Source organism: Martinezella tropici (assembly GCF_008370325.1).
GTDB classification, from domain to species: domain Bacteria; phylum Pseudomonadota; class Alphaproteobacteria; order Rhizobiales; family Rhizobiaceae; genus Rhizobium; species Rhizobium tropici_B.
Window position 1 is genome coordinate 467,987 of record NZ_VNIP01000004.1, and the last position, 22,650, is coordinate 490,636.

Genomic DNA, 22,650 nt, shown 5'->3' on the forward strand with positions numbered 1-22,650 from the left:
GAATCTTGGAGAGGGTTGAAAACTACCTATGGATATTGCCATTCAAATGCATTACGTTTGTGCGGAATGTGGAGATAGCCATGGCTGCAAACGCGCTTGTCCAAACACGTATTGATGCTGAAATTCGCGATCGCGCTTCAGCCGTTCTTGAGAGCATGGGCCTAACGGTATCGGACGCGGTTCGGATCTTACTCACCCGGACGGCTAATGAGGGTGCGCTGCCACTTGAACTTTTCTGGGGCAGTGAAGCTCACGACGCCTGGTTTCGTACGAAGGTACTGGAAGCGTTAAATGACACGCGGCCCGACATTTCGGATGACGAAGTCGAGGCACATTTCGCGGAGCGTCGAGCGATAGCGCGCCTCAAAGCGGGTAGCCGCAAATCGTGAAGCTAACATGGTCTGCGTTCGCTCTGTCGGATCGTGACGCAATATTCACCCACATCGAGGCTGATAATCCTTCAGCCGCTGTCATGATCGACGAACGAATCATGGCAGCCACTCGCCGTTTAATCGACTTTCCCACAAGCGGCCGTGTTGGAAGAATTACAGGGACGCGCGAACTGGTGATCAGCGGAACGCCGTATATCGTGGCATATGCCGTCACAGAGACAGCAGTTCGTGTGCTTCGCGTCCTTCATGGCTCGCAGGAATGGCCAGAGACTTTCCCCAACAGCTGAGTTCCTAGGTGGACGCGCAACCTCTGCTTATTGCCCGGAAAGTATGGGGCCGTTGGTTCTGATCCCTTCAACTGCAAAAACCAGTCGACGGGCTGAACGCGGGCGCCGCGGCCGGGCGATCCTTGAGCAGGATATTGCCGACTTCGCGCTAACCGCATGCCTGTCTTGCTCCACAGGTACGCAAGACCCGATTCGATCCGGAAGCGCGTTGTAGAAATTTCCGCAAAACCACCGCGAGCGCATCTTGCTTCACGCTGCAAGAGGCTCGTCGTATCTCATCAAGCGGCCAGCATTGGCGAGGACGAGTAAAGTACTCAGATTGTGAAGGATCGCCGCGACGACGGCTCCCGCCGCTCCAAGAAATCCGAAGCCGGCCAATGCAACAATCGCCACGGTCCAGCCGAGGCCGATGATGACGTTGGTCTTCAATGTCCGGCGGCAAAGCCTGCTAAGGCGGATGCATGTGCCGAGCCGTCGCAGATCGCTGCCGATCAGGATGATGTCCGATGAGGCAAGCGCGATATCGGCGCCGCCCGCGCCCATGGCAATCCCGACAGCTCCCGCCTTGAGGGCGAGCGAGTCGTTGATCCCGTCGCCGACGACCAGAGGTTTGAAGCCGCTTTTCGTCTCGCTCAGCACGCGTTTCAGCTTGTCAGCGGGCAGTGCCTCGGCCACGACTTCGGTTATGCCTATCTCGCGCGCCAGAGCTTGCGCGACCGATTGACGGTCGCCGGTTAGCAGAAGCTGGCGGTTCAACCCGAGCGCCCCCAGATCCGCCATCGCAACCGCAGCCTCCGGCTTGACCGTGTCCGAGAGGAGAAGCCAGGCGACGAATTCCCCACCGATGGAAAGGCCCGCGAGCGGACCGTCATGTGCGGGAATCGGGGGAACGACGACCGACAGGCATTCAAACAATTCGGGACGCCCAAGGGCGACTTCGCCCGTTGTGGCACCGGCAACGATACCCAGCCCTTGCAGTTCCCTGACGTTGACCAGCGGATTGTATGCGTCATGGGTAACGAGCGCGGCCAGCGCCCTGCTGACCGGATGACTGCTGGCGGCGCCAAGGGATGCCGCCAAGGCCAGAACAGTTTCCCGGTCCCTATTGCTCGTCAGCTTGACGTCCTGCAGCCGAAGCCGGCCGAAAGTCAGGGTGCCGGTCTTGTCGATGACCAGTGAGGTCAGGTCTGCCAATTCTTCGAGAAACGCCGAACTGCGGATGAGAATGCCGTGGCGTGCCGCGACGGCGATACCGGCAATCGCCGTTGCCGGTGCTGACAGAACCAGGGCGCAAGGGCAGGCCGCGACCAGGATCGCAAGCATGATCTGGTCATTGTAGGTGAGGAACCAGGCAAGGGCCGCGATCGTCAGCACGAGGGCCAGATATTGCTGGGCGTAGCGCTCCAGCAGCCGGGTGATCGGTGGTTTCGAGTTTTCCGCACGCTGCATCAGCGCGATGACTTTTCCAAGCGTCGAATCCTCGCCGGTTCGGGTCACCTCGATCTCGAGACGGCCGTCCAGATTGATCGCGCCACCGAAGACCTCCATGCCGGCTCTGACTTCGAGAGGCACGGATTCGCCGGTGATCGGCGCGGTGTCTAGGCTGGCCTGCCCCTCTCTGACGCGACCATCGGCCGGTACACGATCTCCCGCTCTCACTTCCACCAGATCCCCTGGTTTCAGCATGGCATTGTCGACTTCACGCGTCGAGCCGTCCGGCATGATCAGCCGTGCGTGGCTGCGGGTCAGACGCGCCAGCGCCTCCATCGCTTCTTTCGATCCGATGACACTGCGCTCCTCCAGCACATGGCCGAACATCATGATGATCGGGAGGAGGGCGGCGGTCAGCAGATCGCCCGTCGCCCAGACAGCCAGCATTGCAAGGGCGATCAATTGGTCGGTGATGCCATGCAGGCTCGGATGGCGCAGGCTATGCCAACCGGAGCGGATGACCGGAACGGCGGCGATCAGCGAGGCGGCCGCCAGCAGAAGTTGGCTGACACCTTCTTCATCCGGCGCAAGCCAGCGCCAGGCTATTCCGAGCGTAAGCAGGCTCAGCGCTATCATGGCGAGGGTCAGCTGAACGGCCGCCGCCTGCTTTTCGTTGGCGGTCAGCAAGCCAGCACTGAGCACATGGCCGTGATGATGCGCGTGGCCATGGGAGCCGTGGGAATGATCGGTCATGCCACTCATTTGTCAGCTCCCTGCAGGATAAGGCGTGCATCGTCCCGGGGATCGACCGTGACGACCGAGCCCGCCTGCGACAGGATTTTGGCAACGCGATCGCGATAGAGGCGCCAGAGAAGACCGGGATCGCTATCCGGCCCTTGCGCGCCTGCAAAGCCGGTTATGGTGGCCGTGTCAGCGCGTGCCTTTGCAAGACGTTCGCTGGACCGGGCTTCTGCCACCTGCACGATCCGGTCGGCCTCCTGATCGGCGACCTGCCTATCCTTCTCCGCATCGTTTTGTGCCGACGCAATCGCCTGCTCTGCCTGCTGGCTCGCGGTCAGCACCCCATCGAACGCGCTCACGGCCGTCGCCGGAAGCGCGGATTGAACGTCGGCGCGGTCAATCTCGATCCCGAGACCCATGCCCTTTGATTGCAAGGAGCTCAGGCTGCTATTGATGCTCTTCACTAGGTCGGCGCGCAAGCGCTCGCGGCGCTCGACGACATCGCTGTCGGCGGCAACCAGCTCCGGCCGAGCGACGAGAATACTATCCAAATCGCGGGAGGCGCAGATCATAACGGCGCTGCGGGTCACAAGGCGGTCGAGCGCCGGCAGGACATGATCCTGCTGCAGGGCATAGGCGGAGGGGTCGGTCACCCGATAAAAGACGCGGATGTCGAGTCGAACGACACTGACGTCGGCAGTCAGCAGATATCCCGATCCCGCCAGGGTGTCGCTCTTTGTCTCGGCGTCGGCCTCGCCAGGCTGTGCGGCTGGCGAACGAAGCAATCCATCGATCCGGCGCTCCAGGACCGTTGCGGCGTCGGGCAGCAGCAAGACCTTTTCGAAAGGTGCGGGCAAGGCCCATAACAGGCCGGACTCCTGCACCCGGTTCAAGGCACCCAGGCGAAAGACGACGGCCCGATTTTGCGGTGCGATCTCCCTGATATTGGAGGTCGCCCAGCCGGCGGCCGCAAGCACCATGACCGCGGACAACAGCGTTGACACGAGACGAACAGCCTGATGCTGTGCTGTCGAATTACTGTCCCCAACCGCAGCCATCTCTAATGTGCTCCGCCAGCCGATAGGGCGTTAGGTGGCCCATCGACCAAAGCTCGAAACGGTGCCGCGTCGGTGCGCAGAACAAGGCGCGTATTGGAATTGACGATGGTGCCGAGCGTGTCGAGGGAGCGGAGCAATTCGTAAAGTTCCGGGGCGCTCTTATAGGCCGTTCCGTAGATCTGCGCCGCTTCGACGCGGGATTTTGCCTCTATATTTGCCGCCTTCACGGTCGCGTTCGCCTGCAGCACTCTCGCGTCGCGCTCGGCGGCAGAGCGGATTTCTGCGGCTTGGCGTTTGCCGACAGCCGCGCGTTCGGTGGCGATCGTCTCACGCTCGGCCCGCATGCGGTCGACGGTAGCGGCCAATGTCACCGATGGCAGCGTCAGGCGCTCGATACCAACATCAACAACCTGCAAGCCATAGGTATCGAACAATTGCTGCGCGATCTGGGCTTTGAGCTGCGCCTCAAGGGCGTCGATGCGCAATTTGTTCGGGTCGGGATTGATCAGCGACGACAGGTCGAAACTGCTGGCCATGGTCTCCAGCGACGAGCCGAGGAATGTTCGGATTTGCGCGGCTGCCTGGTCCGGCTGGTTCTGAACCGACCGTACGAAGCGCTTGATGGCGTCCGGATCGGCGGGGACCTGCCAGATTGCATAGGCTTGCGCGATGATCCGCAGCCCATCCTTGGTACCGACATCTTGCAGGCCGCTGGACGTCGATTTGGCGCGCAGATCGACGTCGATGGTCTTTTCGAGCGGAATGGGCAGCCGGAAGGCGAGACCAGGATCGATCAGAACGCGAGCCGGGTTGCCAAACCTGGTGATGATGGTCGCAGCCCCTGACCTTACCTGGACGAGGCAGGCGGCGACCAGAATGATGGCGACAACGATCATTGCGACGATCAGGGGAGGCCACCGAAAGGACATGGCTTCCTTGTGATCATCGCCGTGATCATGATCATGATGATGATCGTGATGGTCCGAGCCCGGATGGGCGTGCATGTCAGTCATGGGCCGGTTTCTTCGCTTTGGTATGGTGTGCCAGGCTTGGGACTTGTGTCGGGATCGACCGGTGACATCATGCTCCGAAGATCGAGGGTCGGAGCGATACTTCCGCCGATGCGATGGTCGAGGACGAGCGCCTTCGAATGGGATAGTCCCATCGTCAGTTGATTGAAGTATTCCTCTGTCAGAAACGCCTGTCCGGCCTCGTGGAAGGCCGATTGCTCGGCCTGGAAGCGCAGTTTTACGACCTCCGACGCCGCAATGCCTTCCCGTGCCGTCGCCGTCGCATTGTCCTGCTGGAGGCTGGCATTCAATCGCGCCTCGTTCGCCTGCTCGGCCGCCGTTCCCCGCTCACGCGCGACCAATGCCTTCGCCCTGATCTGCGCTGCCTGGACACCGTGAAAGGCATTGGCTGCGCCGGCGGGCGGGTGGATGGCTTCGACGACGACCGCCAGGATTTCGACGCCGCTGTTCAGCTCATCCATGTTTTTCTGGACTGCCGAGGCGATATCGTTTGCCAGCGACAGCCGGCCTTTGCTCAAGACGTCCTCGAGCGTTCTTCTGGCAAAATCGTGGACCAATACGCGGTTTGCGGTGCTTTCGATCAAGGCTGGCAGATCGGCGACCCGATAGGCCGCCTTCATCGCCGCCTGGTCCGAAAGGCCGATGCGATAGACGAAGCGCACGTCCATGTTGACGATCTGAAAGCTTTGTCCACCGCCGCTCGCGATGAGCTGCGATTTCTCGCTGATATGCGAAGCATCCCATAGCCGGTTCGCGCTTTCCGGCGCGGGCCCCTCCGCATCGGCCAAGGCTTCGCCATCGCCGTTCGTGCTGACGGAGGTTGCCAGCTCGTGCACGCTGCCGTTCTCGACAGGAATGAGACGGCCAAACGGCCAAGGAAGGCCGATGTGCAGGCCGGAATGCAGGATGGCCTCGGCCCTGCCGAACCGCTCATAGACGCCTCGGTCGGTCATCGGAATTTCGCGCACACCGCTCAAGAGCCAGCCTAGAAGCAGCGTTCCGAGAATGATTGAAGGTGCGGCCTTTCGCATGAATGAAAAAGCCCAGATCTGCCGAAGGTCGATGCCATGTTTGGTCCGCAACTCCGATTGAACGCTGGCCAATGGCTGGGGCGGCCACCGAAGGGCGCCCGCGACTACGCTGGTGGCAATCAACACCGGCTCGCGGCTGTCGTTTTGCGGGCGGAACATGGAGGCGAGCGCGCGAAGCAGAAACTCAAGCCCGACAAGCCCGACGAAGCCTCCCAGCGCCGCCAGGAGTTTGATGGAAAGCCCGGACCCGCGCGCGCTCAGGAACAGGCAGAAGCAAGACAGGACGAGCACGAAAATTGGTACGCGCGCCAATTGCGAGATCGCTTTCGCCTCCGGCCACTCGACCGCATCGATAGCGGCAAGCCGTCTTTCTGTCACCAGCAGAAGGAACGCGAACGTCAGGCACACCGCGATTATGAGGAAGGTCATCGTGCCGAGCGCTATGTCGTCGGCCCTCACGCTCCAGCCGGCACATACGATCAAACATGCGACGAGGGCCAGACAGAAGATCCAGAGCGGGCGGGCGCCTACGCGTGACGCAAATGATTGCCCCGCGAGGAACACGCTCCCGCTCCATCGATCAAACCGATCCGGTTCTCTAGTGTCCTCGGTCGTCCATGGCGAGGTGACGACGGCAACGAGCCATTTCTGAGATCGTCCCAGCGGTATGCTGGCAAGTCCGGCCTGCTCGCGACGCCAGCGCGCTATGTCGTGGGCAGACTGAAGCCCAATTCCAAAAACGATAAGCGCGGCTGCGTTAGTGCAGAAGAATGCGATCCAGATTGCACTCAGGCCAAAGGTATTGGCAATCAGAGCGGCCAGCAAAAGCATGGCCGCGAAAACCGAAATACTGAAGCCTCGATTCGCAAGATCATGCGCTTGAACCGCGGCGAGTTGGAAATCTCCTCGGTCTTTGATCTCAGGAAACCGCTGGGTATCTTCGGAACTAGTTTCTGGCATTGCCAATACTTTATGCGGCGTCGCGTTGAAGAAGGATCTTGAGCCTCGCCAGCATTGCGATCGGTTTGGCGTAGGGATACGTTATTACGTATCGCCGCTTCATCTGCAAGACTCCGCCTCGATCGAGGTGGCAAAAGGTTCGCCCCCTGATGTCTGTCCTCACAGATTGTGTGGCCCACACCTAATACAGAACATATCGCAATTGGCGGAGAAGATGGGTGGCGCGGCCGGATCAATCTCTCGCTTGAAGATAGTAACCACCTTACGGTTACAGCCGGAAAACGAGGGTCGCCAGTCCGTGTCCCATCACATCAACGGATCCGATTTTTTTGGTTGTGGGTTGTCGTTTTCAAAAAGCAGCATCCTCATAGTACCAACCAAACAACCGATCACGTCTGTTGCCGACGGCGCTCGCACGCCGGAAAGCTCTGTTATGTCTCCCTCGGTGTGGACGTGTGCTTGCGTATTTTTCGGCTGCAGATGAAGGCTATTGCGGGGAGCTTAAGCGGTCAAGCCCGGGCCTAGCCACCGGCGCCGGGCGGCGCGTCGTTCTCTAAGTTCTCGGGGTACTGGACAACTTCATTTTCGTCCATATCCATCACAGCACCGCCCCCCGTACGCACTGAGACGCCGGGACCCGACGCAACGCCGCCGACCTCGAGGAATGTCACGCCAGCTGTTTCGAGGACCGCGCGGACTGCGGCAACATCATTCCGCATACCGGCAGCGCCTTCGCTTTCCTCCATGCGTTTCAGCGTCGGCACGGAGATATTCGCAGCGCGAGCGAGCGTTGCTTGCGACATGCCGATGAGCGCTCGAGCGGCCGAAATCTGCCTGCCAGACAGCATTTCATGATCCTTTAGTCTCAAAGATATCCAAAGACGTTGCCAGCGCATCTGGATCCGACCAGCCCGACAATCTAGCTATGGCATCCAAGGAGTGTAATGACAGCCGGGGAGAGGTTGACCGGTTGACGTACCGCTCTTTCGAGCGAGGCGAGATCAACGAGTTCGCACGATGTGCCGCGACGCGATTGGCGCTCGGCGCGCGCCAGTAGTCCCTATCACCACCATCGAGAATTATCTGACGACGCATCGCGCCCGAGAACGTAGCCAATCGCGAAGGCGAGGGCGCCGATGGTGAGGACAATCCCGGTTGCTGTGTGCGGATGCTCAGCAGCGCCGGCGACCACCGCGGTGCTCTCACGGACAACAGCGTCCTTGGCATCCTTTGTGACCTTCCGGACACCTGTCGGTGGTTCTGCGGGTGTTCCTGTGAAGCCAGCACTTAGTTCGTCGGTCATGATGTTCCTCCTTCTTCTGTGGCAAGGAGAACCCGCGCGGGCCAGGGAAGTTCCAGCGAAGTGGCTGGCTGGAACAGGTGGTTTAGCGACATCTGCAAAAATCACTCGAAGCGACGACACGCCAGGGGCATAGCTCGTTTTTTGATTTTCGACCTTGAGGCCGGTGTTTTCCGAGCAAAGCTCTGCATTCTCCGCGCGAAGATTTACATTTCGTGGCCGCCGCGTCGCGAACTCGGCCTGGAGCGCGCGCCGTTCCTCGACGAGCACGCCGTCGAGCCGGTGCATCGCCAGCGTTTCGACGTGCTCAAGCACGGGAGGCTGTCCCTTGCCAACATGCGGTGTCGGTCGGGGAAATTCAGAAGGTTGGCTTTCGCAACAATCTCGTCATCGGTTCTGATCCCTTCAAGAGCAAGGCGACGCCTGTGATTAGTTGCTCTAGCCTCCTACGCTCGACTACTTCAAGAGACTCACAACACCTCTCGCGTAGAAGCGCGTTCAATGATTTCAGTTTAGAACTGCCTTGCGGGTCACCTGACCTTTCCTGTTCAACCGCTAATCTAACAGTTTCGGCGCGGTCGCCGTAATTGGACCCAGCCGCTGGGGGAACGTTTCTTCACGTTATATTGCTTTACAAAATGTACAATATCGTATTATTCGTCCAAATGGACGAATGTGGTGAATTCCAGCGTGGGTATAGGACAATGACCAAGGCGACATATATTGATCCACTCACCGGTCGCATATATCCGCTGGAGATTCCCCGGTGGTGTTCAGACGAACAGACCCCACTAATGATCACGCCGCAGAACGGCATTTCGCGCGATGAGATAGAGCGTGATACGCGGTCTCTATGGCGCTATAGGGCATCGCTTCCTCTCGAAATTTCGGCGGCGATATCGTTGGGCGAAGGGTGCACGCCGTTGGTTCAAGGTCACTGGGGAGATTTTCGACCGTGCTTCAAGCTGGAGTGGTTCAACCCAACCTCGAGCTTCAAGGATCGCGGAACGACGGTCATGCTGTCTGCAATGAGGCAGCTAGGTGTCAACGCGGTTCTTGAGGATAGCTCTGGCAATGGCGGTGCATCGGTCGCAGCGTATGGTGCTGCTGGCGGGATGCGCGTCAAGATTTTCGCCCCGTCCTACACGTCGCCCGCCAAGATCGCTCAGGTCCGAGCCTACGGCGCAGAAATCCAGCTCGTCGATGGTCCGCGCGAGGAATCTCAGGCAATGGCGATCCGCCAGTCCAAGGAGGTCTTCTACTCCAGCCACAATTGGCAGCCGTTCTTTTTGGAGGGCACGAAATCCTTTGCCTACGAGCTGTGGGAAGATTTCAACTTCTCAGTTCCCGATAACATTATCGCGCCAGCGGGCGCGGGAAGCACGCTGCTCGGCTGCTACATTGGCTTCCAGGAATTGAAGGCCGCGGGACAGATCGACAGATTGCCGCGCTTGTTTGCTTCTCAGCCTCTCAATTGCTCGCCGATCGACGCAAGCTTTAAGGCAGATGTCGACGGTCCAGTTGAAAGAGAAATTAGGAAGACGCTCGCGGAAGGAACGGCAATCAAGGCGCCGCTTCGGTTGCGCCAGATTGTCGATGCTCTTCGCCAGACGGGTGGCTCGACTGTTGCCGTTTCCGAAGAAGACATCGTCGTGGCCTTGAAGAAGCTCGGGAAGGCGGGGCTCCTTGCGGAGCCGACCTCGGCGACGGCAGCCGCGGCCCTGGATTACCTCATTCGCGACAAGATGATCGATCAACGCGAAAATACTGTGGTGATTCTAACGGGAACTGGCATTAAAAGTGCTCAGGTGATTGCAGAAATCTTTGAATGAACGAAGGTTTGGTAGCGCAGGGCGGTTCATAGCAGGCGAGGGAATGGCAAACCATAACGAAATAGACGCGATCTTCAGCCAACTCGATCAGATCGCTGAGGGACTGGCCGAGACCTTCGCGCCATTCTGCGAAGTGGTCTTGCACGATCTGCGCGATCCCAAACACGCGATACATTCCATCCATAACAATCTTTCTGACCGCAATGTCGGCGATCCGGCAACCGAGCTCGGCCTCGCGCGTATCGCTGATCCCGACTATCCGCAGGTAATCGCAAACTACGCCAACCAGTTCGCGGATGGCCGTCAGGCAAAAAGTACGTCAATCGGCATCAAAGATGCGAACGGCCGATACGTCGCGGCGCTGTGCCTCAACATCGATCTGAGCATTTTCCAGGGGCTTCAATCGGTCCTCCAGGCTTTCGGATCGGTTGATGGCGCAAGCCCCAATCGGGAATCGCTGGTGCCGGCGGGCCCGAATGCGATACGCAGCAAAATCGATGAGTTCGCGGCCAGATTATCCACGACGCCACGAGCACTGAAAGCGGAGGACCGCCGCGTTCTGCTCCGTGAGTTGAGAGATTCCGGTCATCTGAACATCAGGCGCTCGATGGACGTCATCGCGGCGCATATCGGCGTATCCCGAGCCACCGTCTATACCGACGCGAAGTAGGCGTTGTAGAGCCGCGGACACGTCCGAGCGGATTTGCGTCCAATCCAATTTCGTCGAACATGTCCGACCTACCGTTTGGTGCGCCCGGAGAGAGCTCCGGCTTTCGAGCCGAAGCCACTCTTCTCCTGTTGGGCGGTTATCGGCTTGCTCGGCCGAGTTCAGCAATTAGGCGAATGCGTGCCTTCGAAGCGTTCAAGCCATCGTACCCGGCCGTGATCATGCCAAGACCGTGCGCGTGATTGTATGCGTATTTCGTCGCCGTGGGGTTCACCCGGATACCTTGGGCACAGCGTGTCGACAGGACGACCGGAATATGCCGGGCTGCTTCGCTCAAGCGCTGTTCGGATTGCGCCGAGAAGCCGCCGGCGCCCTTTCCCGCCAGCACAATCCCGTCCAGGCCCGAAATGTCAGGGAAGCCAACGATCGAGCCAAATGTCTCCGCAACAATCGCAACGCGAGCGTCCAGATCGGCGAGATCAAGGTCCGTATAAGCGTCCGCAACCGTGGAGAAGCCCGTGAGTGAGACAATATCGGCGTCAATCGAGCCACGAAGCGCTGTGTCCGGGCCGAACGGCTGGATGGCCTGAGGCCAGACTTTCACAATCGAGACGGGGTCGAAAATCCGGCCGGCGAAGGCTACGAGTGGGGCAGAGCCGCGTGGCATGGCTTTCGCAAGTTTTGCGGAGTCCTTCAGATTACGCGGTCCATCGGCATTGGCGTCGCCTCCAGGAATTGCCGCACCGGTCAGGACGACCGGTCGGTCCCGGTCTAAGAGGAGAGCGGCTGCATAGGCAACGTCCTCCATCGCATCAGTGCCACAGCAAAGCACGAAGGCCTCGCTCTCCCGATCCTGCCGCATGACATCGCGTGCACGGCAAATCGAAGTGAAGTTGAGGTCGCAGCTATCGACAGGGTCGACGTCATATCCGATCCATTCGGTGGTGCCATCCAAGACGACCAGATCGCGTGCCAGCAACCGCTTGATCGTCCCGTCGGGTTGATAGTTTTCCGTGATCGTGCCACCACAGTTCAGAAGCCCTATTTTCATCTCAGTCTGCCTTTGGATATCTATTTTGAGTGTCTCGTCCCGATCAGCGCTGGACCGCATATAGCAAGATCGAGATCACCATGGCCAAGCGATTTGGGTGCCATGTCCACCTTTAATCGCCCGTTGATACAGCATTCGTCCGACTGTAAGATCCTGAAGGGCCAAGCCCGTCATGTCGAAAATGGTGATGTCATCTGGCTTGCGGGAGATGACCACGTCGCCGGTCAGAATGCTTCCGATCTCGACTTCTTCGCCTACACCACGTCCCCATTGGCCTTCACCGATCTGCCGGCTCTGCTCTCGATCGTCGACGAACAGCCTCGCTCGCTGCAAAATTCCCTCGGCTAGTTCGCGCTTGCCCCTTGTGTCGGCACCCACTGCATTGATGTGGGTCCCCGGCTTGACCGCATCCGCCGAGAAGAGAGGCCCACCACCAGGCGTCGCCGTGATCACGATATCGCTCTCAGACACCGCCTCATCGGGATCCGTTGCGTGGATGAGCGCGCAACGCCCTGCGAAGGCAGCCTCGAAGTTGGCGTCGGGATTGCCATGAGATGTGACGTATCTCACGGTCTTAGTTTGGCTCAAGAGATCCAACGCCAAATCGAGTTGCACGCGAGCCTGAACTCCGGTCCCAAAGACGCAAATGCGCTTGCTGTCGGCGCGAGCCAGTGTCTCAATGCCTAGCCTTCCTGCCGCCCCCGTGCGCGCCGTGGTGATGGCATTGCCATCAACAATGCATGTGGGCCTTCCTGACGCCGGGTCGAAAAGCATGATGGTGGCCTGGTGAGGTTCTCCGCCGACGATCCTGTTGGAATGCCAAAAGCCTGCGGCCTTAAATCCGAGAAGCGCCTCGCTCTGCACGTCACCCGACTTGATGCCGAAGATTCCACCCGTATCGAGGCGCTCCCGGACAACGGGAAAGACGCGGCCTTTTCCCTCGCTATGTAACACGAACGCCTCTCTCACCGCTTCAAGCACGTCACCCGGGTTCAAGAGCGGCTGAACCTGTGGGCCAGAAAGAGTGAGAAGTGTGGCATCGCACGGCTTGGGCGTCGGAAGTTTAGTTTGGGTGGCAGCCAAGCCAATGGGTAACATTTAGGCATCCTGTAAAAGTGATGAAAAATAATGCTTGCCAAAATATCTGAAATTGGATGATATGTCTAGTATTGCAGCGCAGCAAGAACGCCGCTGCATTTCAAAAAAGGGGAATCGTCTCATGAAAATGTGGTTGCTAGCGCTCGGCCTGTGCGGGATCGCATCTGTGGCATCGGCTGGTCCGACAATGGATAAAACGAAAAGCGCCGGCACGCTCCGTTGCGGCGTGTCGACAGGCTTGGCTGGCTTTGGGGCACCCGATGGCAAGGGCGGCTGGAAAGGCCTCGATGTCGACGTCTGCCGCGCCGTTGCCGCAGGCGTTCTGGGCGACGCGACCAAGGTAACTTTCGTGCCGCTTACTTCGTCGCAGCGGTTTCCGGCAATCCAGTCCGGCGAGGTTGATCTTCTGTCTCGCAACTCGACCCATACGCTTTCGCGCGATACCGACCTCGGGCTCAACTTCGGCCCCGCGACATTCTATGATGGTCAGGGCTTTATGGTGAAGTCTTCGCTCGGCGTGACCTCGGCAAAAGGTCTGGACGGCGCGAGCGTTTGCGTCGAGCCGGGCTCGACCGCCGAATTGAACATTCAGGACTATGCGCGCAAGGTCGGTATCACGCTCAAGCCGATCGTCATCGACAGTCAGGCAAATATCGAACAGGCATTCTTCACGGGTCGCTGCGACGCCTATTCGACAGACAAATCCTCGTTGGCTGCTTCTCGTGCGTCCAAGGCCAGCGATCCGGGCGAGTACGTCATTCTCCCCGAAACGATCTCCAAGGAGCCGCTGTCGCCGGCAGTTCGCCATGGCGATGACGAGTGGCTCGATATAGTGAACTGGACCGTGTGGCTGCTGTTCAGCGCGGAGGAAAAGGGTATTACCTCGCAGAACGTCGACGAGATGCTGAAAAGCACCGACCCGGAAATCCAGCGCATGCTCGGTGTCGTTCCGGGTATGGGCAAGGCTCTCCACCTCGATGACAAGTGGGGCTACAACGTCATCAAGCAAGTCGGCAACTATGGTGAGATCTTCAATCGCAACGTGGGTCCGGACACGCCGCTCAAGCTGGAACGCGGGCTCAACAAGCTCTGGTCCGATGGTGGCCTGATGTATTCGCCGCCTTTCATCTAATAAAAAGTGAGCGCGCTCGGAGGCTTTCTTTGAGCGTGCACTCCCGCGGCATGCGCAAGGCGCACGATTCAAGATCAAGCAGGGCGATATCACTCGATGGTTGATAGGCAACAAACGGGCGTTTTTTCAGGAAAAGTCAGGTCTGCAACTGCTGGACCGCGCTACCGCTATTTCCTGTACGATGCCATAATCTATGTCGCATTGGCGCTCTTCATCGTGTTCGTGGTGAAGAACGTCTCGTCCAATCTCGCGCGGCTGAACATCACCGGTGGCTTTGCCTTTCTGCAGGGCAAACAGGCGGGTTTCGGAATATCCGAGTCTCTCATCGCCTATGATGCGCAGGCCAGCTATGGGCGCGCCGTTGTGGTTGGTCTGCTCAATACGCTTTTCGTGTCTTGCCTCACCATCGTGTTTTCCACTGTTCTCGGTACAGTGATTGGTATCCTTCGCCTGGGGCAAAACCGGCCCCTATCCAAGCTCGCCCAGGCTTACGTTGAGTTGTTCAGAAATACGCCCCTCCTTCTCCAACTGATGTTTTGGTATGCGCTGATCTTGATATCGTTTCCAGGTCTGCGCGAAGCAACACCCGTGCTTGGGATTGCTCTCTTCACCAATAGGGGCCTATTTCTACCTTGGATGGCAAGTTCAACCGGTTTCGGATGGTTCTATGTCGGGACGGCCGCAGGTATCCTGGCGGCCTTCGCATGGCGATGGATTTGCAGGCAACGGCAGCAACGCACAGGTTCCCAGATGCCCGTCTTCTTGCCGAGCGTTGCGGCAGTCGCCCTGCTGCTGATCCTATCCAAGGTCTATAGCGGCACGGAGCTCTCGCTGGAATGGCCAAAGCAGGCGGGCTTCCGAATTGTCGGCGGGCTGTCTCTGTCGCCGGAGCTAGCCACCCTGATCATCGGCCTGACACTCTATACCAGCGCACTCATCGGAGAAATCGTCCGATCAGGAATTTCCTCGGTTCAGAAGGGGCAGATCGAGGCTGCACGGGCACTCGGCCTTCACGAGTTCACGATCCTGCGGCTGGTCATTCTTCCCCTTGCCATTCGGGCAATCGTACCGCCGTTGACCAGCCAATATCTCAGTCTGATGAAGAACTCGAGTTTGGCTGTCGCGATCGGTTACCCGGATTTGGCGTCAATCATTAACACGATCATAAATCAGACAGGGCAGGCGATCGAGGGAATCGGTATCCTTATGGGCACTTACCTTATCATCAGCCTCGGGATTTCCCTGGCTCTTAACCTCTTCAACAAGCGAATGGCCCTGGTGCAGCGATGAGTGCAATTAATCAACCACGCCAGGCCCAGGCAACGGAACCTCCATCGATGAATTGGTCGCGGCGCATGGCTCTCGCCGTCGGAGCTCGTCCGATGAATTCCGCGATGACCATCGCGGTTGCGATGGTGGTGGCGCGGCTCGCATGGTCTCTTCTGTCCTGGGGTATTTTGCACGCCGTATGGGGAACCGATGCTTCGGCGTGTGCCACCCTGAATGGCCAGGGTGCATGCTGGTCCGTCGTCGCGACCAAGTTTCGTTACATTCTGTTCGGATCATATCCCTTTGAAGAACATTGGCGACCTGCGATCGGCGTTACCGCCTTCATTGGCGCAACACTCGTCAGCTCGCGCTCGGAGTTTTGGGGGCGAGGATTGTTCGTCCTGTGGGCAGCGGTACTGGTACTCTTCTTTGGCCTGATGTCTGGTGGCACGTTGGGTCTCGACTTCATCTCGCCGGACAAATGGGGCGGGTTGCCGCTGACCCTGGCGCTGTCGATTGTTGGCGTCCTTGCGGCCCTGCCGCTCGGAATTGCGCTAGCTCTGGCCCGACGCTCTCCAATCCGATCACTGCGGACCATCTGTATCGTGTACATTGAGACGATCCGTGGCGTACCGCTTATTACCGTTCTGTTCATGTCCTCGATCATGCTTCCGCTTTTCCTGCCGGCCGGCATGGTAATCAGTGGTCTCGAGAGAGCGATGATCGCCATCGTTCTGTTTACCGCTGCCTACATCGCCGAGGTCGTTCGCGGTGGATTGCAACTTGTGCCGCCGGGTCAGTTCGAAGCGGCTGCTTCCCTTGGCCTGGGATATTGGAAGACGACGTTCCTCATCGTCCTGCCGCAGGCTCTGCGGATCGTCATCCCCCCCTTGGTTAATACATTCATCGAGGTGTTCAAGGACACGACGCTTGTGATCATAGTGGGATTGTTCGATCTCTTGAACACAACCAGAACCGCCATCCTCGATATCGCCTGGCGTCCATATTACGTCGAAGCCTATCTGTTTGCCGGACTCATCTACTTCTTCTTCTGCTTTTACATGTCCCACATAAGCCTGCTCGTGGAACGTCGCCTTGCAAAGTCGGTGCGCCATTGAACAGGCGCGTACCGGTCAGCGACGCCGAACATACTGACACTTAGCCGACATTCCTTCAGTCGCGCGGCACCACCGCGGACAGGTTTCAATTCCTGATAAACACCGAGATGATCATGACGATCCAAACAGCAACTCATTTGGATTGCGTAGAACAAATCGTCTGTGCTGCAGCATGCGCCCGGCTCGGGCGACTGTTTGCCCCGTCGATTCTGCGGCACGCCGTGGTTACTACTGCGGCGCATCTGGCGGGGACCAATCTCGGGCTCAAAACCATTCCCGTCGATCGCCGCCGGATGATGAGAAATGCAAAGAAATGGTTCGGCTGTCTGCTTTGGTGGGTCTCGCTTTCCATAACCTGTCGGTCTTCTTTCCACCTCAAATCCGTCATTCCGTCGAGGTAAATTCGATATAAGTTATTGAAAAATTTGAGGTTTAAGTCTTTTCATAACAGCAGGGTCGTCGGTTCGGATCCTTTCAAGAGCAAATAGTCCCGCTTAAATCTCGACTGTTAGCCCATAGTCACAGACCGCCTCTAGCATCTCAATCGTTATCTGCTGTGCTTGTGCGAAGATCAGCCATTAGTCTCCTAACGACGCAATTTCACGCTGCATAATGGCGTAATATGGCTGGAGGTGGGGTATCGCTATCTTCAGTTTTTCGAAGCGCTCATCGATAGACGTCAGAGTCTTGTTGTATTTGGCCACAAGGAAAGCGTTGTGAAGTTTCAAGGCGTCAGGATGAATGTCTTCCACGACCGTGAAGATCGGCGATGGGGCGGTTCGTCCTCTGACGATAATCCGATCCAGCTCGATAACGGTGTAGAACCTGTTCACAAGGCGCGCCGTTTCCTCTCCGAGCAAAAGAGCAATGCCATAGTTTTTAGATTCACCTTCCAAGCGTGACGCCAGATTGACCGCATCACCGAGGCAGGAGTAGTCGAAACGCCGGGTTGAACCCATATTGCCGACGACGCAGTCGCCGGTATTGATGCCGACCCCCATTTTCAGCATGGGTAACGGCGCACTGCTTGCTTTTGCCTCTTCCTCGAGCTGCTTGTTGAGCCCTGCGATCGCTGCTTGCATCGCGATCGATGCTTTGACTGCATGGAGTGCATGCTCGGGATCGTCGAGCGGAGCGTTCCAAAAGGCCATGATGCAGTCACCCATGTATTTATCGATCGTTCCACCGTGATCCGTGACGATGTCCGACAGGGGCGTTAGCAGCCGATTGATGAGACCGGTAAGTTTCTCCGGATCGTCCTTCATGGTTTCCGCGATCGCAGTAAAACCGCGCACATCGGAAAAGAGGACTGAAAGCGTGCGTCTCTCTCCGCCGAGCTTCAGCTGCGAGGGGTCGTCCGACAGTTTCTTGACGAGGTCGGGTGAAATATAGTGTGAGAAAGCCCTGGTAATCCGCTGCTTGTTTCTGCGCTCTTCCGCAAAGTCAAGCGCGGCTTGGCCAAACGCCACCGTGGCATAAGCAACGGTTGGCCCGAGCGGCGAAACGAAGAAGTGGCCGAACCGGACACCGGCATAGCAGAGAGCGGCAAAAACGAAGATTGCGACGATCGCTGCGGCAAGAGTAAGCCACCCGGTCGATCTCCACACTGTTGCCGCGGCGAGCAAGGCTGCAAGCAGAATGGAGCCTACGAATGGCGCAGGGCCTGTCTGAGCGATCGCAACCTTCCGGCGGAGATTGTCATAGATTGTCGCCTGAATCTCGACGCCGGCAGTGAGTTTGCCTGTGTGCATCGTGTAGGGTGTCGCGAAAGCGTCGGCACCACCCTTGTCGATCTCAGGTGCGTTCTGAAGGCTAAGGCCTATCAACACGACGCGATCCTTGAAGATACCTGCCGGGAGGAAGTTTTCGGGATCGAGCGCCTGGTAGTAGGAAACAGTCGGATAGCTGCGTGCCGCTCCAAAGGATTGGATCATTGCGTTTTGTGGAATTGGTGCCGCATCGTCGCCGGTTGCCCGGAGGAGGGTGATGGCAAAGCCATCCTCGTAGAGCGGAATGGTGCGGAAGACGCCGTCGCCTCCAAGCTCGATCGACGCAATGCCTGTATGTGCACCGGCTGCCGTCAGCTGCGGAAGCGGCGTGGCCCGCACGAGCTGATCGGCCTGCGGCGTCTGAATCAGCGTTTCATCGCCTGCGAGCACGACGTCCGGACCGACGGCGGCAGTGATCTCCGCGTCATGCTCGGCCGTCGAAGGCTCTGCCATGATGATATCAAGGCCAACCGCTTTCGCGCCGGCTGCACGCAATCGCCGGATCAGCTCTGCATGCAGGCTGCGCGGCCATGGCCATTGCGCATTGATGACTGCGAGAGATGGTTCGTCGATTGCCACGATCACCGGTCCGCCATCCGGCGGCTGCGAACTATCGATCGTCGATAGATAGTCGAAGGACTTGAGTTCCAGCAACGGCCAGGCCGGCAGGCGCGAAAGCAGCGAGATTCCGATCAGTGTCGCGACAACCAACATAAGCAGCCGAAGACCGCGCCTGCCCAATAGCCAGGCAGAAACGCGTGAAGATGGGTCGAATGTGGAAACCGTTTTCATCAGAACCGCACTTTGAGCGTACCCTTTACGGCACGGCCCCAACCTGCGACACCCGGTGATATCTCGAAGCCCTTGTCGAGCAGGTTGAAGGCCGCGACCTCGAGCGCAAAGCGCTTGTCGAGTGGCTCCCAAATGAGATTGGCGTCGAGTGTCCAATAGTCATCGAGACGGACGCTGCCTAGAAATGGATCGATGCCTTGACGCTCGCCGGTATAGTTCGCTGCCACGGTGATCTTAACGTTGGCCTCGTTCACCCATGTAAGGGTGAGCTGGCCGGAGTTGTTCGGCACATAGGGCAGCGATCTCCCGAATGTCGGGCTTGTCGGATCATTATCCCTTGAATCCGCATAGGCCGCAGTTGCCGAAATTCCGAAACCGTTGCCCAGGGCAATGTTTGTTGTCGCGCTGACCCGATCAATGCGACCGTCGTCGATATTGGTGCCAAATGTAAACGGGAAGATGAACGGCGCGCTGGCCGGATACGCCAAATTCAGATCGCGAATTTCCTGGTGCTGATAGTCGAGGCTCGTGAATAAATAATCCGTCCACTGGGCATCCCATTGCAGCGCGACCGTATCGGCGTAGCCGTTGGCGCCGAGAAGCGGCTGAAACGGTTGCAGGCCGAGGACGCCGATCGGTGAGAGCGTCGGCGAACCGAAGTCGAAGCTCTCGCGCATGAACGCCGCCCTCAGCCATTGACCCTCCGCCGGCGCCCAGGCTCCCCCGAGGCGGGGTTCCAGGCGTTTGACGTCTGTCGTTTCGCTGTCCATAAGCGTGCCAAAGAGAGCGTATTCCGCTTTGACCTGTGGGTTGATCTCGTGGATGAGATCGACATAGGCGCGCCCTATGTCGATCCTTTCATCAGCGGGAGCCGATATCGCTGTACCCGAAATTTCATCCGAAGCTTTGAGCTCGACGAACCCGCCTTCCACACCGTAGCGCCATGTCAGATCGCCGTCGCCATAGAGGTGGTTGACGGCGGCCACGTAGTTTCTTTGCGAAGCCTTCGCGGTTCGCTCCAATATCGGCGGCGGGCCGAACAATTGGGTCAGGTTCTGATCCATGTCCGTGTAGAAGACTGCCGCATTCATGACATCGCGGTAGCCGAACGTATGGCTCCAGCCGAGGCCCGCGGCCGTCGTCTTGTTGTCCGCATTGCCGTTTTGCTCGAACGTTGCCAGCGGAAACGCCAAATCACGACCGACTTTGCTGTCGGAGCGATTTGCATAGAGAACGACGCGGTCATCGGGGTTGGGGGTGGCGGTCAGATATCCGTTGCCAGACAGGGTTCGAATATCGCCGCTGAATGTGTTAGGCCCAAACAGACCTCCGGCGAACGATTGGTCCTGGCCAGCCGTTGGGATTTGATCCCAAGTGATGTTCGCAAAGCCGCTGATCGGGAAGGGTTCGTTGGCGAAGCCTTGAATTTCAGCTTCGCCAATGAGCTTATTATCGTCTGCTGAATGCATCATGCCCGCACCAAGCGAACCTTCCAGAAACGGACGCCTCAGGAGGTTGGCCGAGCGCGATCGGCCCGAAAGCATATGCGGGTCCAGCAGCAGTCCCTGCAGCAGCGCCGAGAAGCTGTTCGGGCTGAGCTTGAAGGGATCGATTTCGTCATCGAAGACCTCTGCATTGGCGAAGGGCCTGATATTCCCGCGGATCGACTGGTCGACGTAGCCGCTGCCGACGAATGGATCGAAGACCGCATCGCCATAATATCGACCCCAAGCATTGAGTCCCTGCAAGCGGAATGCATTGTTCAGCGTCGAACCGGCATCTTGATTAGCCCCGAGCGAGCCATAGTCGCCGCCGCGAGCTTTCGAACGCCTCAGAAATTCCTGAGCATTTCGGATCGCTCTATCCGCATCATAGTCATCGATCGCCACGGCCGTCCGAAAAGATGAGATAACGGGATCGTTCTTGTCGAGCCGATCGGCGTTGTCGAGAGCCTGGTTTGACGGATCCCACTCACCCTTTTCGTAATGTCCCGCCGCAAGCATCAACTGCGCTTGCGAATAGCCTGGGTTGGCAGTTGAGGCGGCGAGCAGATCGTCGATCGCTTTATCCATCTCACCCGTCTGCAGATAATAACGCCCGCGTGCGAGCAGGGCGACGTCGAATGCGGGGTCGGTGGCCAACGCCAGGTCGATCTCGCGTTTGGCTTCTTTCATGCGCGATTGATCGAGATAGAAAACTGCAAGATTTGCGTGGCTGATCGGGTCGTCGGGATCGAGCTCTATCGCCGTCTTGAAGGCTGCTTCGGATTCTCGGCTGGCGCCGCGGGCGTCCTGCAGCAAACCGAGATCGTTCCAGACCATCGAGGAACCTGGGGCGATTTTGAGCGCGTTGTTAAGGTCTTCAAGCGCGCCATCGAGGTCGCCTTCGAAGTCCGTGCGCAGACGGGCGCGCGCCTGCAGTCCGTCGGGATCCAGCGGATCGATCGAAAGCGATCGTTCGATCGCCTCGCGCATCTGGGCCTGATCGTTGATTAATATTGCAAGCTGTGCGCGCGCGGCTGGTAGCCGCGAATCCGTCGGATAGCGTGCCTCCGCCTCCTTGATCGTTTTGATCGCGGCGGGAATGTCTTCGAGAAAGCCGGCCGTATAGGCCTTCATCATGGCAGCATAAGGACCATTAATGTTGGCAGGTGGTTTTTCCGCGTGGTTGGGGTCGCGCAACGAGCGCGCGTAATAACCGCCATAGGCGGCGATGCTGCGGCGCTGTGGATCGAGCGCGGGTTCCGCCCGCGAAAATAATCTTGCGGCTTCGTCGTAGCGCTTTGCGGCACCGGCGATCAATGCTTCGATCAGATCGGCGCGTGCACGCTCGGTGGCGGAGAGCTTGAGCGTGCGAACCTTTGCAAGCGATTCCAGCGCCTTCCGCCGACCATCGAGCGACATTTGCGCTTCGGCGAGGGTCAGCCATTCCTCCGCTTTTCTGGCACCCGGTGCCTTCGCCTCGATGCGGTCGCGCTTAGAGCGCATCTCGCGGATCGGCAAGGGTGAGGCGGGCATGAAGGTGAAGCCACTGCGCAGTGTCAGATAGAAGAGCATCTGCTCGCGGTCGTCGGGCGTTACGATTACCAGTTTACGCGGCGCCTGGCCGATTCTGGCAACAGCGGCCTCGCCTTGGGCGACCTCGACGCTGCCGTGCGCGTTCTTGAACTCCACACGACCTTCCAGCACGATCAGCGAGGTCTGATCGCCTTTGACCGTCAGCGTCCAGTCTGTACCGCGAATAGCGGCAGCGGCCGCCGGCGTCTCCACGGTCAGGCCCTGGCCGCCGCGCTGGGCTCGAGCCCACATGGTGCCGGATTGCAGATTAAGGATCGTGTCGCCGGTGGCGCCCATCTGCTTAACCTGCAGTGCCGAGTTTCGGCCTAGTCGAACCTGGGTATGGTCGGCGAAAAGGATCGCAAGCTGGCCGCTGGCATTGGTGCGCAACAGGTCGCCACCAAGCAGATCCTGGTAGAGCGCGACACCTTGCCAGTTGGACAGGTCGACGAAGCGGACTTCCTCGCCCATCTTGTGATCGATCACCGAACCGGCAGGTTGAGCAGCCCGCCGCACAGGCTCCGCCGCCGCTTCCTGCGTCAAATACAAGGCAATGAACGCGATCGCCGCGCGCCCACACACGTATCTCATAAGTCTACTCCCGCACACTGCAAGGATTTGTCTGTCTATGGTTG

Annotated in this window: 18 protein-coding genes and 1 pseudogene; 9 read left to right on the forward strand and 10 right to left on the reverse strand. The window is 58.6% G+C overall.

Translation table 11 applies throughout. The features are described from left to right. Nucleotides 1-80 precede the first annotated feature (80 nt). Together FP026_RS07925 and FP026_RS07930 are read left to right on the forward strand one after the other, a co-directional pair. Entirely contained in the window at nucleotides 81-389 is a 309-nt protein-coding gene (locus tag FP026_RS07925) for a type II toxin-antitoxin system RelB/DinJ family antitoxin (protein ID WP_149634063.1), read from the forward strand. After that, entirely contained in the window at nucleotides 386-679 is a 294-nt protein-coding gene (locus FP026_RS07930; RefSeq protein WP_149634064.1) for a type II toxin-antitoxin system RelE/ParE family toxin, read from the forward strand. The genes FP026_RS07925 and FP026_RS07930 overlap by 4 nt, the downstream gene beginning before the upstream one ends. Nucleotides 680-928: 249 nt before the next feature. Here FP026_RS07930 and FP026_RS07935 read toward each other — a convergent pair whose 3' ends face one another. Genes FP026_RS07935 through hflK (FP026_RS07950) form a run of 4 tightly spaced genes read right to left on the reverse strand, consistent with a single transcriptional unit; the run spans nucleotide 929 to nucleotide 6,430 of the window. Beyond that, entirely contained in the window at nucleotides 929-2,872 is a 1,944-nt protein-coding gene (locus FP026_RS07935) for a heavy metal translocating P-type ATPase (RefSeq protein ID WP_149634065.1), read from the reverse strand. Further along, a complete protein-coding gene (gene hflK, locus FP026_RS07940; RefSeq protein ID WP_149634066.1) occupies nucleotides 2,869-3,909 on the reverse strand; it encodes a protease modulator HflK in 1,041 nt (346 codons plus the stop codon). Before hflK (FP026_RS07940) ends, FP026_RS07935 begins: the two co-directional genes overlap by 4 nt. Nucleotides 3,910-3,911: 2 nt before the next feature. Continuing rightward, nucleotides 3,912-4,922: a protease modulator HflC gene (gene hflC / locus FP026_RS07945; protein ID WP_149634067.1), complete on the reverse strand. Its 1,011-nt coding sequence runs from the start codon at nucleotides 4,920-4,922 to the stop codon at nucleotides 3,912-3,914. Continuing rightward, complete coding sequence (gene hflK / locus FP026_RS07950) at nucleotides 4,919-6,430, reverse strand: protease modulator HflK (RefSeq protein ID WP_246665282.1); 1,512 nt, start codon at nucleotides 6,428-6,430, stop codon at nucleotides 4,919-4,921. Before hflK (FP026_RS07950) ends, hflC begins: the two co-directional genes overlap by 4 nt. 252 nt (nucleotides 6,431-6,682) lie before the next feature. Here hflK (FP026_RS07950) and FP026_RS30535 point away from each other — a divergent pair, with 252 nt between their 5' ends. Next, nucleotides 6,683-6,973 (forward strand): hypothetical protein, encoded by a 291-nt coding sequence (locus FP026_RS30535; protein ID WP_246665283.1) that lies wholly within the window; start codon nucleotides 6,683-6,685, stop codon nucleotides 6,971-6,973. 593 nt (nucleotides 6,974-7,566) lie between these two features. Here FP026_RS30535 and FP026_RS07955 read toward each other — a convergent pair. Both FP026_RS07955 and FP026_RS30935 read right to left on the reverse strand, forming a co-directional pair. Beyond that, nucleotides 7,567-7,779: pseudogene (locus tag FP026_RS07955) on the reverse strand (helix-turn-helix domain-containing protein); the annotation flags it as partial. A gap of 215 nt (nucleotides 7,780-7,994) precedes the next feature. Next, nucleotides 7,995-8,546 (reverse strand): hypothetical protein, encoded by a 552-nt coding sequence (locus tag FP026_RS30935; protein WP_432444101.1) that lies wholly within the window; start codon nucleotides 8,544-8,546, stop codon nucleotides 7,995-7,997. Between the two features lie 389 nt (nucleotides 8,547-8,935). Here FP026_RS30935 and FP026_RS07965 point away from each other — a divergent pair, with 389 nt between their 5' ends. Continuing rightward, on the forward strand, nucleotides 8,936-10,063 hold the full coding sequence (locus tag FP026_RS07965; RefSeq protein WP_149634070.1) for a threonine synthase: 1,128 nt from the start codon (nucleotides 8,936-8,938) through the stop codon (nucleotides 10,061-10,063). Beyond that, the gene (locus FP026_RS07970; RefSeq protein ID WP_432444102.1) at nucleotides 10,044-10,733 is read left to right on the forward strand and encodes a helix-turn-helix transcriptional regulator; all 690 of its coding nucleotides are present in this window, start codon (nucleotides 10,044-10,046) and stop codon (nucleotides 10,731-10,733) included. The genes FP026_RS07965 and FP026_RS07970 overlap by 20 nt, the downstream gene beginning before the upstream one ends. 136 nt (nucleotides 10,734-10,869) lie before the next feature. Here FP026_RS07970 and FP026_RS07975 read toward each other — a convergent pair whose 3' ends face one another. Continuing rightward, entirely contained in the window at nucleotides 10,870-11,781 is a 912-nt protein-coding gene (locus FP026_RS07975; RefSeq protein ID WP_149634071.1) for an asparaginase domain-containing protein, read from the reverse strand. A gap of 75 nt (nucleotides 11,782-11,856) precedes the next feature. Beyond that, nucleotides 11,857-12,879: an ornithine cyclodeaminase family protein gene (locus tag FP026_RS07980; RefSeq protein ID WP_149634072.1), complete on the reverse strand. Its 1,023-nt coding sequence runs from the start codon at nucleotides 12,877-12,879 to the stop codon at nucleotides 11,857-11,859. 121 nt (nucleotides 12,880-13,000) lie between these two features. Here FP026_RS07980 and FP026_RS07985 point away from each other — a divergent pair, with 121 nt between their 5' ends. From FP026_RS07985 to FP026_RS30940, 4 genes are all read left to right on the forward strand, one after another. Beyond that, entirely contained in the window at nucleotides 13,001-14,011 is a 1,011-nt protein-coding gene (locus tag FP026_RS07985) for an amino acid ABC transporter substrate-binding protein (protein ID WP_149634073.1), read from the forward strand. A gap of 96 nt (nucleotides 14,012-14,107) precedes the next feature. Beyond that, entirely contained in the window at nucleotides 14,108-15,301 is a 1,194-nt protein-coding gene (locus FP026_RS07990; RefSeq protein ID WP_149634074.1) for an amino acid ABC transporter permease, read from the forward strand. A 92-nt stretch (nucleotides 15,302-15,393) separates the two neighbouring features. Next, nucleotides 15,394-16,398, forward strand: coding sequence for an amino acid ABC transporter permease (locus tag FP026_RS07995; RefSeq protein ID WP_246665284.1), 1,005 nt, complete (start codon nucleotides 15,394-15,396; stop codon nucleotides 16,396-16,398). A gap of 113 nt (nucleotides 16,399-16,511) precedes the next feature. Further along, complete coding sequence (locus tag FP026_RS30940; RefSeq protein WP_432444103.1) at nucleotides 16,512-16,799, forward strand: DUF1612 domain-containing protein; 288 nt, start codon at nucleotides 16,512-16,514, stop codon at nucleotides 16,797-16,799. Between the two features lie 177 nt (nucleotides 16,800-16,976). Here the strand turns inward: FP026_RS30940 and FP026_RS08005 are convergent, their stop codons facing one another. Both FP026_RS08005 and FP026_RS08010 read right to left on the reverse strand, forming a co-directional pair. Continuing rightward, complete coding sequence (locus FP026_RS08005; RefSeq protein ID WP_149634076.1) at nucleotides 16,977-18,959, reverse strand: CHASE2 domain-containing protein; 1,983 nt, start codon at nucleotides 18,957-18,959, stop codon at nucleotides 16,977-16,979. Next, nucleotides 18,959-22,606, reverse strand: a complete 3,648-nt coding sequence (locus FP026_RS08010; protein WP_149634077.1) for a FecR domain-containing protein — start codon at nucleotides 22,604-22,606, stop codon at nucleotides 18,959-18,961. Before FP026_RS08010 ends, FP026_RS08005 begins: the two co-directional genes overlap by 1 nt. Between the last annotated feature and the right edge of the window lie 44 nt (nucleotides 22,607-22,650).

Excerpts from the sequence above, each read along its gene's own strand:
- hflC (WP_149634067.1), bottom strand. The coding sequence starts at position 4,922 with ATGACTGACATGCACGCCCATCCGGGCTCGGACCATCACGATCATCAT.
- FP026_RS07985 (WP_149634073.1), top strand. The coding sequence starts at position 13,001 with ATGAAAATGTGGTTGCTAGCGCTCGGCCTGTGCGGGATCGCATCTGTG.
- FP026_RS08010 (WP_149634077.1), bottom strand. The coding sequence starts at position 22,606 with ATGAGATACGTGTGTGGGCGCGCGGCGATCGCGTTCATTGCCTTGTAT.
- FP026_RS07925 (WP_149634063.1), top strand. The coding sequence starts at position 81 with ATGGCTGCAAACGCGCTTGTCCAAACACGTATTGATGCTGAAATTCGC.
- FP026_RS07980 (WP_149634072.1), bottom strand. The coding sequence starts at position 12,879 with ATGTTACCCATTGGCTTGGCTGCCACCCAAACTAAACTTCCGACGCCC.
- FP026_RS07935 (WP_149634065.1), bottom strand. The coding sequence starts at position 2,872 with ATGAGTGGCATGACCGATCATTCCCACGGCTCCCATGGCCACGCGCAT.
- FP026_RS07995 (WP_246665284.1), top strand. The coding sequence starts at position 15,394 with ATGAATTCCGCGATGACCATCGCGGTTGCGATGGTGGTGGCGCGGCTC.
- FP026_RS08005 (WP_149634076.1), bottom strand. The coding sequence starts at position 18,959 with ATGAAAACGGTTTCCACATTCGACCCATCTTCACGCGTTTCTGCCTGG.
- FP026_RS30940 (WP_432444103.1), top strand. The coding sequence starts at position 16,512 with ATGACGATCCAAACAGCAACTCATTTGGATTGCGTAGAACAAATCGTC.
- FP026_RS07965 (WP_149634070.1), top strand. The coding sequence starts at position 8,936 with ATGACCAAGGCGACATATATTGATCCACTCACCGGTCGCATATATCCG.
- hflK (WP_149634066.1), bottom strand. The coding sequence starts at position 3,909 with ATGGCTGCGGTTGGGGACAGTAATTCGACAGCACAGCATCAGGCTGTT.
- FP026_RS07975 (WP_149634071.1), bottom strand. The coding sequence starts at position 11,781 with ATGAAAATAGGGCTTCTGAACTGTGGTGGCACGATCACGGAAAACTAT.
- FP026_RS07990 (WP_149634074.1), top strand. The coding sequence starts at position 14,108 with ATGGTTGATAGGCAACAAACGGGCGTTTTTTCAGGAAAAGTCAGGTCT.